The sequence below is a fragment of the uncultured Dysosmobacter sp. genome (assembly GCF_947631635.1).
GTDB lineage: Bacteria > Bacillota > Clostridia > Oscillospirales > Oscillospiraceae > Oscillibacter.
The window spans coordinates 39,098-53,152 of sequence record NZ_CANRMB010000024.1; the positions used below are offsets into that span (position 1 = coordinate 39,098).

Sequence of the window (14,055 nt, forward strand, 5' to 3'; positions counted from 1 at the left end):
ATCAGCAACTTATCGACTTATCCTCCGTTCTGTGCTATGATAGTGCATATATGATAGACGCAGCAGAAAGGGGCATTTCCGATGGGAGCCACATCAGAAAATAGACCAAAGAAACAGATCTGTCTGGGCATTCTCGCCCACGTGGATGCGGGAAAGACCACCCTGTCCGAGGCCCTTTTATATCAGAGCGGAGCCATTCGGAAGCTGGGACGGGTGGACCATAAAAACGCGTTTCTGGATACCGACGCCATGGAGCGGGAGCGGGGCATCACCATTTTCTCCAAGCAGGCGGTGCTGCCTCTGGCGGATACGGAGGTGACCCTGCTGGACACGCCGGGGCATGTGGATTTTTCCGCCGAGACGGAGCGGACGCTCCGGGTGCTGGACTGCGCCGTGCTGGTCATCAGCGGCACCGACGGCGTGCAGGGCCACACCCGGACGCTGTGGCGGCTGCTGGAGCGGTACAGCGTGCCGGTGTTCCTGTTTGTCAACAAAATGGACCTGGCGGGCGCGGACCGGGCGGCTGTGCTGGCGGACCTGAAACAGCACCTGGACGGCGGCTGTGTGGACTTCGGCGCTCCGGCGGAGCAGCTGGCGGAGGAGGCTGCCGTCTGCGACGAGGAGGTGCTGGAGCGGTATCTGGAGGCCGGGGAGGTCTTCGACAGCGACATGTCCGCCATGATCGGGAAGCGGAAGCTGTTTCCCTGCTTTTTCGGCTCGGCGCTGAAATTGGAGGGCGTGGACGCGCTTTTGGCGGGCCTGGAGCGGTATGCCCCGGTGCCCGCATACCCGGAGGCGTTCGGCGCCCGGGTCTTCAAGATCGCCCGGGACAGTCAGGGGAACCGGCTGACATACCTGAAAGTCACCGGCGGCACCCTGCGGGTGAAGGACCTTTTGACCAACCGCCGTTCCGGCGTGCCGGAGGAGGCGGTGTGGGAGGAAAAGGCGGACCAGCTGCGCATCTATTCCGGAGCCAAGTTCCGCACGGTGGAGGAGGTTCCGGCTGGCTCGGTCACCGCGGTGACGGGGTTGAGCCGCACTGCCCCCGGCGAGGGCCTGGGCTTTGAGACCGCCTGGACGGGGCCGGTGCTGGAGCCGGTCCTGACCTATCAGGTGGAATTGACGGACGGCACAGATCCCCATACCGCCCTGCTGCGCCTGCGGCAGCTGGAAGAGGAGGACCCGCAGCTCCATATCGTCTGGAACGAGGCGGCGCGGGAGATCCACATCCAGCTGATGGGAGAGGTCCAGCTGGAGATCGTCCAGCGCCTTGTCCGGGAGCGGTTCGGCATGGAGGTCGCCTTCGGCGCGGGAGCCATCTGCTACCGGGAGACCATTGCCGGCGCCGTGGAGGGCATCGGGCATTTTGAGCCTCTGCGGCACTACGCGGAGGTCCATCTCCTGCTGGAGCCCGGCAAGGCGGGCAGCGGCCTGGTGTTTGACAGCGTCTGCCCCACGGATACGCTGGACCTGAACTGGCAGCGGCTGATCCTGACCCATTTGGAGGAAAAAGCCCACCTGGGCGTGCTGACCGGCTCTCCCATCACCGACATGAAGATCACATTGGTGGCCGGCCGCGCCCACGAAAAGCACACCGAGGGCGGCGACTTCCGCCAGGCCACCTACCGGGCGGTGCGGCAGGGGCTGATGCAGGCTGAGAGCGTCCTGCTGGAGCCCTGGTACGATTTCCGTCTGGAGCTGCCCAGCCAGCAGGTGGGCCGGGCCATGAGCGACCTGCAGCGGATGAGCGGCGAGGCGGCGCCGCCGGAGACCGCGGGGGAGGAGACCGTCCTCACCGGCTCAGCCCCGGTGGCGGCCCTGCGGGACTACGCCCGGGAGGTCACGGCCTACACCCGGGGCCAGGGCCGCCTGCTGTGCCAGCTGGCGGGATACCGCCCCTGCGCCAACGCGGCGGAGGTCATCGGGGCCATGGGCTACGACCCGGAGCGGGACGTGGACAACACGCCGGACTCCGTGTTCTGCGGCCATGGGGCGGGCTATACGGTGAAGTGGGACGAGGTGCCCCAACACGCCCATGTGGACAGCGGCCTGCGGCTGGGGGAGGCAAAAGCGGAGCCGGAGAGAGCGCCCCAGCCCCGGCGGACCAGCACCTACGCGGGGACCCTTGAACAGGACAAGGAATTGCAGGCCATCTTTGAGCGGACCTACGGCCCGGTCAAGCGGCGGACCTTTCTCCAGCCCAGAGAGCCCAAACGGGCCCCGGCGGGGGAGGCGGCGGAGAGGCGTTCCATCCGGGAGCAGTTCTCCGGGCCGGAATACCTGCTGGTGGACGGCTACAACATTATTTTTGCCTGGGACGAGCTGAAGGACATCGCCCGGGACAATCTGGACGCCGCCCGCAAGGCCCTGTGCGACCTGCTCTGCAACTATCAGGGCTATCAGAAGTGCGTGGTCATCGCGGTGTTTGACGCCTACAAGGTCAAGGGCGGCCTGGGCTCTGTGGAGAAATACCACAACATCCACGTGGTCTATACGAAAGAGGCGGAGACCGCCGACGCCTATATCGAAAAAGCCACCTATGAGATCGGCAGGAAGCATCGGGTGAAGGTGGCCACCTCCGACGGGCCGGAGCAGCTCATCATCCTGGGCCACGGCGCCCTGCGGATGTCCGCCTCCAGCTTCCGCGCGGAGATGGAGCAGGTCCAGGGGCAGATCGCCGCGGCGCTGGAGCGGAACAACCGGACAACAAAGAGCGGCGCGGTGCGGAGCGCCATGGAAAAAGCGGCGAAAGAGAAGGGGTGATATCATGCTGACCATCTGCGCGGCGCTGGTGATCCTGGGGGCCTGTACCGCCGCCCGCTGGTATCTGGACCGGAGCAGCCGCCGGGAGACGGCGTGGGGCAAAGGCCGCATCCGTCTGCTGACGCTGTGGAACGAGGGGGCGGCTTTCGGCCTGCCCATTGAGAGAAAGCTGCTGCCCGCGGCCTCCTGCGCGGCCCTGTGGCTGCTGTGGCGCCAGCGGCGGCGGAGCCCGCTGGGCGTGGGGCTGATCCTGGGCGGCGGGGGCAGCAATCTGCTGGAGCGGCTGCGGCGGGGGAAGGTGTACGACTACGTGCAGTTCCCCAGAGCGCCGGGACGGCTGAAACGGTATGTATTCAATCTGGCGGACTTTGCCATCCTTTTGGGGAGTTTGGCGCTGGTGTTCCGCCGGAAGAGGCACCCATAGATCATCTGTCCGCAGGTCCTTGGATCTGCGGGCGTTCCCTTTTGCGGAGGCAAAATTGCGGCGGGATGAAAAAAATCCCGGGCCTGGTCCGTGTTTAGGGTGAAGGGAGTGAGGAACGTGGTTCCATTTGGTACCGATGAGACCATCTGCCGTGTGGTAGAGACATACAGCTCCATGCTGCTGCGGCTGGCCAGCACCCGGCTGGACACGGCCGCCGACGCGGAGGACGCCGTGCAGGAGACCTTTTTGAAGCTGCTGACGGTCCGGCCCGTGTTCCGGGACGCGGAGCATGAGAAGGCATGGCTGATCCGAACCACCCTTCACCGCGCCAGCGATATCCGGCGTCTGGCGGAAAGGCGGAACGTGCCCCTGGAGGAAGCGGCTCAGGCCGCCGCACCAGAGCGGGGGAGCGACCTGCTGGCCGCCGTGCGCGGCCTGCCGGAGAAGTACAGCGCGGTCATCCACCTCTATTATTACGAGGGCTATTCCATCAAAGAGATCGCAGCCATGCTGGGCCTGCCCGCCCCCACGGTGGGCACCCGGCTGGCCCGTGGCCGGGAGCGGCTGCGGCAGATGCTGAAGGAGGAAGTATGATGAACCACGAGGAATACCGCAAGGCCTTTGACGAGCTCTCCTTTTCACCGGACTTCCAGTCCCGGACCGAAGCCCTGCTGCGCCGGCGCGCCCGTGAACTGGAAAAGGAGAAACCGATGATGCAATTCAAACAACCAAGAAAATGGCGGTGCTGATCGCCGCGTCCGTGGCCGCTCTGGCCGTGTCCGTGTCCGCCGCTGTGCTGTTCCTGTCCCCTGCCGACGTGGCGGAGGAGGCGCAGGAGCCGGCCCTGGCCGCCGCGTTCCAGAGCGAAAGCGCCATAGCCATCAACGAATCCGCCGAGGTGGGGGAGTACACCGTCACCATGGACGGCATGGTCTCCGGTGCGGATCTGAGCAGGGAGGCCGCTGAGTACAATGGCGAGATCATCAGCGACCGCACGTATGCCGTATACCATGTGGCCCGCACCGACGGAGAACCCCTGCAGGATTATCCGGACCTGACCTACACACCGCTGGTGGAGGGCTACCATGTCAGCGCCGTCAACGCCTGGACTTTGGGTGGCGGGCAGATGTCCTTCCTCCGGGACGGCGTGGCCTATCACCTGTTCGACACCCGCAATCTGGAGATGTTCGCCGACCACAGGGTGTACTTTGCCGTCTATGAGGGCAGCACGCCCTCCGTGGACCTGTTCTCCATGACCAAGGATGGCGCGATCTCTATGCGTGACGGTGTGGTGGGCGTCATGTTCACCATGCCCTTGGATGAGAGCAAGGCCGACCCTGCGGCGGCGGAGTCCTTTGTCCAGTCTGTGGGCATTCCGGCGGAGCCCATCACCGACGAGGAATTGGCGGAGGGCAGGTCCCCGGACTTCTCCGTTACAGAGGTGGAGGAAGGCGGCAGCAAGACGTTCATCATTCAGGACCCCCAGTGAATGCCGGAAAAAAGAGGATGGAGGGATGCCCTCCATCCTCTTTTTTTCTGTTTCCCCTTGACAAATCCTGTTTCAGGTGTTATTTGTATTATACAACTAATACACTAATGCAACAATACAAAAATCAAGGAGGAATCCGTCATGTCACTGCTGGAGGTACAGCATCTGCAAAAGGTATACACCACCCGTTTCGGCGGCAGCCAGGTCCAGGCCCTGGCCGATGTGGCCTTCTCCGTGGGGCCGGGGGAGTATGTGGCCATCATGGGCGAGTCCGGCTCTGGCAAGACCACCCTGCTGAACATCCTGGCGGCGCTGGACCGCCCCACCGCCGGAGAGGTGCTGCTGAACGGCAAGGCCCTGTCCAAAGTCCGGGAGCGGGACCTGGCAGCGTTCCGGCGGGCGCACCTGGGCTTTGTGTTCCAGGACTTCAACCTGCTGGACACCTTCTCCCTCCGGGACAACATTTTCCTGCCGCTGGTCCTGGCGGGGAAGAGCCACGGCGAGATGGTCCGAAAGCTGCGGCCCATTGCGGACCGGCTGGGCATCGCGGAGCTGCTGGACAAGTACCCCTATGAGGTCTCCGGCGGGCAGAAGCAGCGGGCGGCGGTGGCCCGGGCGCTGGTCACCGACCCGCAGCTGGTGCTGGCGGATGAACCCACCGGCGCGCTGGACTCCCGGGCGGCCGACAGCCTGCTGGAGCTGTTCGGAGAAATCAACCAGGCGGGGCAGACCATTTTGATGGTGACCCACAGCGTCAAAGCCGCCAGCCACGCGGGGCGGGTGCTGTTTCTGCGGGACGGCCGTGTCTACCACCAGCTGGAGCGGGGCGGAGAGAGCCGTGAGAGCCAGTTCCGCCGGATCTCCCAGACGCTGACGGAGCTGCCCCAGGGAGGTGCCGCCCATGCGTAACACCGGCTTTTTCCCACGGCTGGCCCTGGTGAATCTGGCGCGGAACAGCCGGTTTTACGGGCCGTATCTGCTCTCCTGCGGCGCTGTGGCCGCCATGTATTATATCCTCCGGTTTCTGACCTGGAACGAGGTCATCAACACCGTGCGGGGCGCCGCCTATTTGCAGGCCATGATGTCCATCGGCTGTGTGGTGGTGTCGCTGTTTTCCGTGGTCATCCTGCTGTATGCCAACAGCTTTGTCATGAAGCGGCGGCAGCGGGAGCTGGGACTCTACAACATCCTGGGCCTGGAGAAGCGCCACATCGCCCGCATGATGCTCTGGGAGACGCTGATGTGCGCCGCCGCCACCATCGCCGGAGGCATTTGGGGCGGCATCCTGCTGTCCCGGCTGATCCTGGGCCTGATCGTCAGGCTGGTGCGGCTGCCGGTGGCATTCGGATTTTCCGTCAGCGGAAAGGGCATCGCGGAGACGGCGGCGCTGTTCGGCGGCCTGTTCGTCCTGACACTGGCGTGCAACCTCGTCCGGCTGGGCCGCGCCAGGCCCATCGAGCTGCTCCACAGCAGCGCGGCCGGCGAGCGGGAGCCCAAGACGAAGCGGCTGTTGGCGGCTGTGGGCGTTTTGACGCTGGGCGCCGGTTATCTCATCGCCCTGACCACCAGGGACCCGGTGCAGGCGCTGGTGAAGTTTTTCCTGGCGGTGTTCCTGGTGATGATCGGGACCTACTGCCTGTTCACCGCCGGTTCCATCGCCCTTTTGAAGCGCCTGCGGGCAGATCCGGGCTTTTACTACCAGACAAAGCACTTCACTGCGGTATCCGGCCTGCTGTACCGGATGAAGCAGAACGCCGTGGGCCTTGCCAACATCTGCATCCTGGCCTCCATGGTGCTGGTGACGGTGTCCGGAACCATGTGCCTGTACCTGGGCATGGAGGATGCATTGGCGCGGATGTATCCGCACGATGTGGAGGCCATCCAGACGCTGGAGACGCCCGATGAGACGCCTGAGGAGACGCTGGAACAGGTCCGGGCCATAACGGCGGAGAGCGCGGAGCAGCTGAATTGGTACATCCGGTGCTTCGCCACGGGAAACTACGGCGGCAACACCCTCGCCTTCCAGCCCGGCGAGGGGGTATATACCCGGGTGGAGCTGATAGCGGCGGAGGATTACAGCCGCCTCACCGGGCGGGAGACCAGCCTGGCTGACGGCGAGGTCCTGGCCTATGCCGAGGGCATCGCCCTGCCGGATATTTTCTATATCCAGGACCAGGCGTTTCAGGTGCGGGAGCGGCTGGCCGCCTTTGTGGACCACAGCGATTCCGTGATCATCTCAGGGGACGGCGGAGTGCTGGGGCTGGTGGCGGGCAGCGGAACGCTGGAGCGCATCGCGGCCCTGGCACCGGAGGGAAATCTCCGCCGGCAGTTCCGGGTCCAGATCGATCTAAAGGGCACGGAAACGGAAAAGCTGGCCTGCGCCGATGCGCTGAAGGAGGCATCCGGCGGGGTGTTCCGGGTGGAGAGCCGCCAGGACAATGCCCAGGACCTCTATGCCATGTACGGCGGCTTTTTGTTCCTGGGGCTGTTCCTGGGCCTGCTGTTTCTGCTGGCGACGGTGCTCATCATCTATTACAAGCAGATCTCCGAGGGCTATGAGGACCAGCGGCGCTATCAGATCATGCGGCAGGTGGGCATGAGCGGCCGGGAGGTGCGGGCCTCCATCCACAGCCAGATCCTGCTGGTGTTCTTCCTGCCCCTGGGGGCGGCGGGCCTGCATATCCTGGCGGCGTTCCAGATGCTGTGCCGCATTCTGGAGCTGTTCGGCCTTGACAATGTGGGACTGTTCGCCGCCTGCACGGCGGGGAGCCTGCTGGTGTTCGGCGCTATCTACGCCCTGGTGTTTGGACTGACGGCCCGGACCTATGACCGGATCGTGGGCGGCGCGGCAGCGGCCGGACCGTCGGAAATTTTGCAGATGTAACGAAAACGCCTGTACAGCGCCTGAAAGCCAGGTGCCTGTGCGGGATGCCATTACTAGGTATAAATTAGTACTTGACAATACATAGTAGTTGGCATAAGATTGGAAACAGAAAGAGCGGCGACACGGGGCTTGACAATCTGTATTAACTGTACTATTATAGTTAATACAGTTAAAAATCAAGCTGGAGTTTGAAGAAATCCCCGCGGCAATATCGTATGATAAACAGATGGCAAGAAACGAGGAACAGCCGATGAAAATTTTGATCACTTCCGATTGGTACAGTCCCGCTGTGAACGGCGTGGTCACCTCGGTGAAGAACCTGCGGCGGGAGCTGGAGGCCCGGGGCCATGAGGTCCGGGTGCTCACCCTGTCCCAGACCACACGCTCCTGGGAGAAGGACGGCGTGACCTATCTGGGCTCCGTGGCCGCGGGACTGATATATCCCGGCGCCCGCCTGCGGACAGCTCTGGCGGGCGGATGGGTGCGGGAGCTGGTGGCCTGGGGGCCGGATGTGGTCCACTCCCAGTGTGAATTCTCCACCTTTTTCCTGGCCCGCCGCATCGCGGAGGAGCTGGAGATCCCGCTGGTGCACACCTACCACACGGTCTATGAGGATTACACCCACTATTTTTCTCCCAGCGTCCGCTTTGGGAAAAAGGCGGTGGCGGTGTTCTCCCGCTGGGTGGCGGGACAGACGGACTGCCTGATCGCCCCCACGGGAAAGGTGCGGCTCCTGCTGAAGAATTACGGGGTGGAGAAGCCGGTGTTCGTGGTGCCCTCCGGCATCGATTTGCGGCGGTTCGGCAGAGAGCCGGACCCCTGGCGGATGGCGGTGCTGCGGGCCAGCCTGGATATTCCCCAGGACCGCCTGGTGCTGGTGTCTGTGGGACGGTTGGCGGAGGAGAAGAATATCGACGAGCTGCTGCGCATCCGCGCCGCCATGGGCGGCGCCGCCGTGACGCTCCTTTTGGTGGGAGACGGCCCGGACCGCTCCCGGCTGGAGGGGGCTGCCGCGGCGCTGGGCCTCTCGGCGCCGGACGTGGTGTTTGCCGGGATGGTGCCGCCGGAGCAGGTGGCGGACTGGTATCAGCTGGGGGACCTGTTCGTCAGCGCTTCCACCAGTGAGACCCAGGGCCTGACCTATGTGGAGGCCCTGGCCGCCGGGGTCCCGGCCCTGTGCCGGATGGACCCCTGCCTGACCAACGTCATCCGGGACGGTGAGAACGGCTGGCAGTATCGGGACGCGGCGGATTTTCAGAAAAAATTGGACAGCTTCCTGGCCCAGCCCCACCGCCGGAAGCAGCTGTCTGAAAATGCCCGGCGGTCCGCCCAGGCGTTTTCCGCGGAGCGGTTCGCCGAGAGCGTGGAGGCCGTGTATCAGGCGCAGATCGCCCGCCGCAGCGGGCGGGGAAAGGCGGTCCCCGCATGAGCAGGCCGGTGGAAAGAACGGTCCTGCGGGCAATGTCTCTCATCGGGTTTTCCCTGTGCGTGCTGGTGGCCGTCTGGGGCTGGAGGACAGGCGTGCTGACCTCTCAGGAGCGGCTGCAGGCGCTGGTGTCCAGCTTTGGCATGGCGGGTGCGCTGCTGTTCACCGTGTTCCAGGCGGTGCAGGTGGTGGTGCCGATCCTGCCCGGCGGGCTGGGGTGCCTGGCTGGCGTTTTGCTGTTTGGCCCGGTGTGGGGCTTTGCCTATAACTATGTGGGGATCTGCGCCGGTTCCCTGCTGGCCTTCGGCGTGGCGCGGAACTGCGGCAAGCCCCTGCTGTCCCTGCTGTTTTCGGAAAAGACCATTGAAAAGTACAGCCGCTGGTCTGAGGAGCGGGACCGCTTTGCCCGGCTGTTCGCCCTGGCGATCTTTCTGCCGGTGGCGCCGGACGACTTCCTGTGCTATCTGGCGGGGACCACGGATATGACCTGGCGGCGCTACACCGCCATCATTTTACTGGGCAAGCCCTTTGCCATCGCCCTGTACAGCCTGGGGCTGACAGTGGTTTGGAATCGCTTCATCGGATAAGGAGACCAATATGCGCATCTACATCTATCGCGGCGGCGAAAAGCTGGTGGGCAAAAGCGGCGTGGGACAGGCCATCCGCCAGCAGGAGGCGTGCCTCCGCCGGGCAAAGATCCCCGTCACGGACCGCTGGACAGCGGATGTGTCCGCCGTCCATATCAATACCGTCCTGCCGGATTCCGTGGCGGCGGCGCTGGCGGCCCGTCTGCGGGGGCGGAAGGTGATCTGGTACGGCCACTCCACCAAGGAGGATTTCCGCCGCTCCTTCCGGGGCTCCGACCTGCTGGCGCCGCTGTTCCGGCGGTGGATCACCTTTTGCTACGGTCTGGGCGACGTGGTGCTGACGCCCACGGAATACGCCCGGGACCTGCTGACGGGCTACGGCCTGAAGCCGCCGGTATACAGCATCTCCAACGGCGTCGATACTACCTGGTTCCATCCGGACCCGTCCCTGCGGGCCTCCTTCCGCAGGCGGTACGGCATGAAGGAGGGGGAGCGGTGCGTGATCTCCGTGGGCCACACCATCGCCCGAAAGGGCCTGCCGGACTTCCTGGAACTGGCCGGGAGGATGCCGGACGTCCGCTTCCTCTGGTTTGGATGGACAGACCCCCGCCTGCTCCCCGCCGGGACCCGGGTGGCCATGGCGGCGGCTCCGGCCAATGTGCGGTTCCCCGGCTTTGTGGACCGGGAGCGGCTGCGGGAGGCATATTGCGGCGCGGACGTGTTCGCCTTTATGAGCCATGAGGAGACGGAGGGCATCGTGGTGCTGGAGGCCCTTGCCTGCGGGATCCCCACCGTGGTGCGGGACATTCCGGTGTATCAGAGGTGGCTCAGGCATGGAGAAAATATATACAAATCGTCGAACCTGGATGGATTTCAACGAAACGTAATGGGTCTGCTGGACGGTTCCCTGCCGGATCTGACTGCGGAGGGGCGAAAGGTGGCGGAGGCGCGGAGCCTGGAGGCCGTGGGAGAGCATCTGCGGGAGATCTACCGCAGGGAGCATATCCTGCCGGGGCCAAGGGCCTCTCTGCCGGCAAGACGTGCGGCGTATGGTAAATGATATCGCCCGCTGTGAAGCTTGAAAAGGAAATTGACCACGTTTCAAGTGATCGGATCATAGTGAGAGTGAAAGGCGCACAGCCGAGATGGCTGTGCGCCTTTCACTCTTCTGCCCGGCCTGTGTGCTGTCAGCCTGAAATGCGCATGTGCCATAAAACAGCAGACCCCTTGTTCCGTAAAAATCGAGGGGGGAAATACCTGGAAAAACATTCGAAATATGATATACTTAACTCAAATTACCATGGGGCAAATGGGGGATTAGGGGGAGTGACGGCATGGGATCAGAAAGAGTATCCACTTGGAGCGGGATACGAAATAAGCTGGAAAAAGATTATCTGTGTCCTTCCCTGCGGGGACATATCCGGTATTACGCAGTCAGTTACAGCAAAAGCGACGACCATGAGGGACGCGCCGCGATCCTGCTGGACGGTGTTGAAGTGCTCCGGAGCAACTATTACGCCTATGCGGAAAAATACTGGACAAGGTATCAGGAAATAAAAGAGAGGATCCCCGAAGAGGACACGCCGCGAAGGACCTTCCAGCTTGCCCATATGGGCGCCCTGCGGGCCGGATGCTTTGACAACTGGACGCTCTATGAGGCGTTCCACATCTTCGACAACCAGAGCATCGAGAAAAGCCTTGCATGTGAAAACCCATTGGTCCGCATTTTTGCCCTGCTTGACCGGCGGCTGGGAAAGAGACGGCTGCTTGCCCTGGCGGAAACGATGGAACAGGAGCTGGATTGGGTGCGGGTATTTTATGTGATACGAATGCAAGCTGAAGGGCTGACGGGCGGAGAATGGAATTCCAGCTTGCCGAGGGAATAGCAGACCCGGCCAAGCCGGTCAACGGCCAAGATGAGCGGGCTTTGCCCGCCGCCGACAGCCCCGCCCGGTTTTCCAGACAGACAGCGGAGGGACGGCAGCAAAAGCGCTACCGTCCCTTGCGATTTTTCGGGTTGATTGACTATATAAAAAGCGGCGGTTCACGATGCCAATATCCGCCGCATCAGCGCCGCGCCCTGGCGCAGCGCATCCATGGTGGGAATGGTGTAGTCCTCCTGCTCGATGCTCAACGGACCGTCGTACCCCACATCCCCCAGGGCCGCCAAGAACCGTCGCCACCAGTCCTCCCCGTGGCCGGAGCCGGGGGTGACATAGTTCCAGGAGCGGGCGGCGAATTCCAGCACGCCCTTGGTGTCCAGCAGGGTGTTGGCCCCCGCGGCGGGTTCCAGGCGGACATCCTTGATGTGGACATGGTAGATGCACCCCGCCAGCTCTCTGGCAATGGCCAGGGGGTCTCCGCCCATCCAGAACAGGTGGCTGGGGTCCAGGTTGACACCCACAATGCTGCCCACCGCGCTCCGCAGGCGGCGGAAGGTCTCCACATTATACACCAGCTGCCAGCCGTGGAATTCCAGCGCCAGCCGTTCCACACCATGGCGGTTGGCCTGCTCTGCGATCTTCTCCCACGCCGGGATGGCCACGCCCCACTGGTAGTCCAAAATCTCCTGGGTCTCGGGCGGCCAGGAGGACACCACCCAGTTTGGCATGGCGTCGCCGGGACAGCCGCCGGGCAGGCCGCTCATCATCACCACGGTCTTTAAGCCCAGCTGTTCCGCCAGAAGAAAGGTCTTTTCCATGACGGCCCGGTCCCGCGCACCCTTTTCACCGGGGAACAGGGGGTTGCCGGAGCAGTTCAGCGCGGAGATGGAGAGGCCGTGAGCCGCCAGGGTATCCGTCAGCTCCCGCCGTTTTCCGGTGTCCGATATCAGAGCATCCAGATCGATGTGGGGCGCGGGCGACCAGTTGCCGCAGCCCAGCTCCACCTGTTCCAGCCCCAGTGAACTACAGATTTGAGCCGCTTCCTTCAGCGTCTTATCCGCCAGGCAGTCTGTTACCAATCCCAGTTTCATGAAAGGTCCTCCTCGTTGTTTTTGACCGTCAGGCCGTTCAATTCCTCTAAAAATTCCCGGCAGCACTTGCCGCCGCGAATTTCCTCGTAGTCAAATTTCCCGCCGATGGCATAGCTGTCATATTCCTCCGCGGTGAGGGGCAGCTTTCCCGGGTCATAGTAGTAATAGGCCGTCTGCCCCAGTGTCTCTGTTTCCTCTTCATCCAGCACACCGTTCTGGTTCTGGTCCTGGAAGTTCCAAAGCTCCAGAGTGTAGCCCTCCAGACCCCAATCTGCCGTCACGCGATGATAGCTGGTGTAGAGGATCGCTCCTGCTGAACCCGTACTGTAATTGCGGATGACGCTCCGCCCCGGCAGATACGCATAGCCGCCATTCCCGCAGGTGCCATAGGGCCAGTGATCCATCAGTGTGTGAAGCTCCCCGCCGCCGTACTGATACAAACTGGCTTCATATCCGCTGTGTCCCGCCGCCAGGGCCGGGATCTCTCCGCCGGTCAGATCGATCAGCGCATACTCCGCCTCCGGGACTTCCGTCTCATGGGCCAGCGCCTGTATAAAATATGCCTCTGCCCAGTCCGGTAGGCCGTCCGCCATCTGCGGCAGAGCATTTTCATTCTCCGGCGTCTCCGCCGCTGGCTCCTGGGCCGCCGGTTCCCTCTGGAGCGGCACAGCCTCCTGTTCAGCAGGCTCCCTCGCGACTTGTCCGCCGCATCCGGCTAAAAGCGCCGCAGATAAAGCGGCCAAAAGGACGGTCTTCCACCGCATAGGCGCAGCCTCCATTTCCAGTGTTTTCTCCATGATACCATTTTTACAGCGTCCCTGGCAAGGCGTTTCCGCCGATTCAGGGCTGCTGGGTTTGCCTCTTCCTCTTGACGGAAACCGCCGATGGTTGTATGGTATGGAAAACGGGACGGTTCCCGGATCTTGACAGGAGGATATCACCCATGGGCTGCTTTTACTGTGACGAGCATCACGAGGGCCGGGAGGCCATTATGTTCAAGGTCGGCGAGATGAAGGCCGGTGTTCTCTACTTATTCAAGGACCAGGCCCACAAGGGCCGCTGTGCCCTGGCTCTGAAGGACCACAAGAAGGAGCTGTGCGAGTGCACGCCCCAGGAGCTGGCGGACTACGCCGACGATCTGGCCCGGGCCGCCGGCGCCGTCAAGGAGCTGTGGGGCTGCACCAAGATCAACCTGGGGTCCTTCGGCGACACCAATCCCCATCTGCATTTCCACATCGTCCCCAAGTACGAGGGCGGCTTTGAGTTCGGCGGCGCCTTTGCCATCACCAATCCCGAGCCCGTCCTGCTGAGTGACGGGGAGTATCAGGGGATGATCGCCGCCCTGAGGGCCAAGCTGGGAATCTGATCTGGCAGCGATGGAAACGGAGAGGCCGCGCCTCTCCGTTTTTTGCATTTTTTTACGGAATGCCCCGGGAGTGTCCAAAATAAAGATTTGATGATATAATAAGGGATATGAGGAAACAGACAAAAGAGGCATGGAAGAAATG

14 protein-coding genes are annotated in these 14,055 nt (G+C 63.0%); 12 read left to right on the top strand and 2 right to left on the bottom strand.

Features of this window, described 5'->3' with window-relative positions; all coding sequences use genetic code 11:
* The first annotated feature begins 81 nt into the window (after positions 1 to 81).
* The 11 genes from Q0Z71_RS12085 (at position 82) to Q0Z71_RS12135 (ending at position 11,459) form a co-directional block, all read left to right on the top strand.
* Entirely contained in the window at positions 82 to 2,763 is a 2,682-nt protein-coding gene (locus Q0Z71_RS12085; RefSeq protein WP_298022945.1) for a translation factor GTPase family protein, read from the top strand.
* 4 nt (positions 2,764 to 2,767) lie between these two features.
* Positions 2,768 to 3,187 carry a signal peptidase II gene (locus Q0Z71_RS12090; RefSeq protein WP_298022948.1) on the top strand — a complete coding sequence of 140 codons (420 nt, stop codon included), beginning with the start codon at positions 2,768 to 2,770 and terminating at the stop codon, positions 3,185 to 3,187.
* Positions 3,188 to 3,304: 117 nt separating this feature from the next.
* Positions 3,305 to 3,781 carry an RNA polymerase sigma factor gene (locus tag Q0Z71_RS12095; RefSeq protein WP_298022951.1) on the top strand — a complete coding sequence of 159 codons (477 nt, stop codon included), beginning with the start codon at positions 3,305 to 3,307 and terminating at the stop codon, positions 3,779 to 3,781.
* Positions 3,781 to 3,936: a hypothetical protein gene (locus tag Q0Z71_RS12100; RefSeq protein WP_298022955.1), complete on the top strand. Its 156-nt coding sequence runs from the start codon at positions 3,781 to 3,783 to the stop codon at positions 3,934 to 3,936. Before Q0Z71_RS12095 ends, Q0Z71_RS12100 begins: the two co-directional genes overlap by 1 nt.
* Complete coding sequence (locus Q0Z71_RS12105) at positions 3,924 to 4,676, top strand: hypothetical protein (RefSeq protein WP_298022958.1); 753 nt, start codon at positions 3,924 to 3,926, stop codon at positions 4,674 to 4,676. The genes Q0Z71_RS12100 and Q0Z71_RS12105 overlap by 13 nt, the downstream gene beginning before the upstream one ends.
* 141 nt (positions 4,677 to 4,817) lie before the next feature.
* Complete coding sequence (locus Q0Z71_RS12110) at positions 4,818 to 5,585, top strand: ABC transporter ATP-binding protein (RefSeq protein WP_298022961.1); 768 nt, start codon at positions 4,818 to 4,820, stop codon at positions 5,583 to 5,585.
* Positions 5,578 to 7,560 (top strand): FtsX-like permease family protein, encoded by a 1,983-nt coding sequence (locus Q0Z71_RS12115; RefSeq protein WP_298022963.1) that lies wholly within the window; start codon positions 5,578 to 5,580, stop codon positions 7,558 to 7,560. The genes Q0Z71_RS12110 and Q0Z71_RS12115 overlap by 8 nt, the downstream gene beginning before the upstream one ends.
* Before the next feature lie 250 nt (positions 7,561 to 7,810).
* Positions 7,811 to 8,989: a glycosyltransferase family 4 protein gene (locus tag Q0Z71_RS12120; protein WP_298022966.1), complete on the top strand. Its 1,179-nt coding sequence runs from the start codon at positions 7,811 to 7,813 to the stop codon at positions 8,987 to 8,989.
* Positions 8,986 to 9,573, top strand: coding sequence for a TVP38/TMEM64 family protein (locus tag Q0Z71_RS12125; protein WP_298022969.1), 588 nt, complete (start codon positions 8,986 to 8,988; stop codon positions 9,571 to 9,573). The genes Q0Z71_RS12120 and Q0Z71_RS12125 overlap by 4 nt, the downstream gene beginning before the upstream one ends.
* 10 nt (positions 9,574 to 9,583) lie before the next feature.
* Positions 9,584 to 10,633 carry a glycosyltransferase family 4 protein gene (locus Q0Z71_RS12130; protein WP_298022973.1) on the top strand — a complete coding sequence of 350 codons (1,050 nt, stop codon included), beginning with the start codon at positions 9,584 to 9,586 and terminating at the stop codon, positions 10,631 to 10,633.
* Between the two features lie 274 nt (positions 10,634 to 10,907).
* Complete coding sequence (locus tag Q0Z71_RS12135; protein WP_298022980.1) at positions 10,908 to 11,459, top strand: hypothetical protein; 552 nt, start codon at positions 10,908 to 10,910, stop codon at positions 11,457 to 11,459.
* A gap of 158 nt (positions 11,460 to 11,617) precedes the next feature.
* Here the strand turns inward: Q0Z71_RS12135 and Q0Z71_RS12140 are convergent, their stop codons facing one another.
* The gene (locus tag Q0Z71_RS12140; RefSeq protein WP_298022983.1) at positions 11,618 to 12,547 is read right to left on the bottom strand and encodes a sugar phosphate isomerase/epimerase; all 930 of its coding nucleotides are present in this window, start codon (positions 12,545 to 12,547) and stop codon (positions 11,618 to 11,620) included.
* A complete protein-coding gene (locus Q0Z71_RS12145; RefSeq protein ID WP_298022986.1) occupies positions 12,544 to 13,311 on the bottom strand; it encodes a hypothetical protein in 768 nt (255 codons plus the stop codon). The genes Q0Z71_RS12140 and Q0Z71_RS12145 overlap by 4 nt, the downstream gene beginning before the upstream one ends.
* Positions 13,312 to 13,490: 179 nt before the next feature.
* Here Q0Z71_RS12145 and Q0Z71_RS12150 point away from each other — a divergent pair, with 179 nt between their 5' ends.
* Complete coding sequence (locus Q0Z71_RS12150) at positions 13,491 to 13,913, top strand: HIT family protein (RefSeq protein WP_298022988.1); 423 nt, start codon at positions 13,491 to 13,493, stop codon at positions 13,911 to 13,913.
* The last annotated feature ends 142 nt before the right edge of the window (positions 13,914 to 14,055 follow it).

What these genes read in the sequence shown, in the direction of transcription:
- Q0Z71_RS12085 (WP_298022945.1), top strand. Translation starts at nt 82, where the DNA reads ATGGGAGCCACATCAGAAAATAGACCAAAGAAACAGATCTGTCTGGGC.
- Q0Z71_RS12090 (WP_298022948.1), top strand. Translation starts at nt 2,768, where the DNA reads ATGCTGACCATCTGCGCGGCGCTGGTGATCCTGGGGGCCTGTACCGCC.
- Q0Z71_RS12100 (WP_298022955.1), top strand. Translation starts at nt 3,781, where the DNA reads ATGAACCACGAGGAATACCGCAAGGCCTTTGACGAGCTCTCCTTTTCA.
- Q0Z71_RS12105 (WP_298022958.1), top strand. Translation starts at nt 3,924, where the DNA reads ATGGCGGTGCTGATCGCCGCGTCCGTGGCCGCTCTGGCCGTGTCCGTG.
- Q0Z71_RS12110 (WP_298022961.1), top strand. Translation starts at nt 4,818, where the DNA reads ATGTCACTGCTGGAGGTACAGCATCTGCAAAAGGTATACACCACCCGT.
- Q0Z71_RS12115 (WP_298022963.1), top strand. Translation starts at nt 5,578, where the DNA reads ATGCGTAACACCGGCTTTTTCCCACGGCTGGCCCTGGTGAATCTGGCG.
- Q0Z71_RS12120 (WP_298022966.1), top strand. Translation starts at nt 7,811, where the DNA reads ATGAAAATTTTGATCACTTCCGATTGGTACAGTCCCGCTGTGAACGGC.
- Q0Z71_RS12125 (WP_298022969.1), top strand. Translation starts at nt 8,986, where the DNA reads ATGAGCAGGCCGGTGGAAAGAACGGTCCTGCGGGCAATGTCTCTCATC.
- Q0Z71_RS12130 (WP_298022973.1), top strand. Translation starts at nt 9,584, where the DNA reads ATGCGCATCTACATCTATCGCGGCGGCGAAAAGCTGGTGGGCAAAAGC.
- Q0Z71_RS12135 (WP_298022980.1), top strand. Translation starts at nt 10,908, where the DNA reads ATGGGATCAGAAAGAGTATCCACTTGGAGCGGGATACGAAATAAGCTG.
- Q0Z71_RS12140 (WP_298022983.1), bottom strand. Translation starts at nt 12,547, where the DNA reads ATGAAACTGGGATTGGTAACAGACTGCCTGGCGGATAAGACGCTGAAG.
- Q0Z71_RS12145 (WP_298022986.1), bottom strand. Translation starts at nt 13,311, where the DNA reads ATGCGGTGGAAGACCGTCCTTTTGGCCGCTTTATCTGCGGCGCTTTTA.
- Q0Z71_RS12150 (WP_298022988.1), top strand. Translation starts at nt 13,491, where the DNA reads ATGGGCTGCTTTTACTGTGACGAGCATCACGAGGGCCGGGAGGCCATT.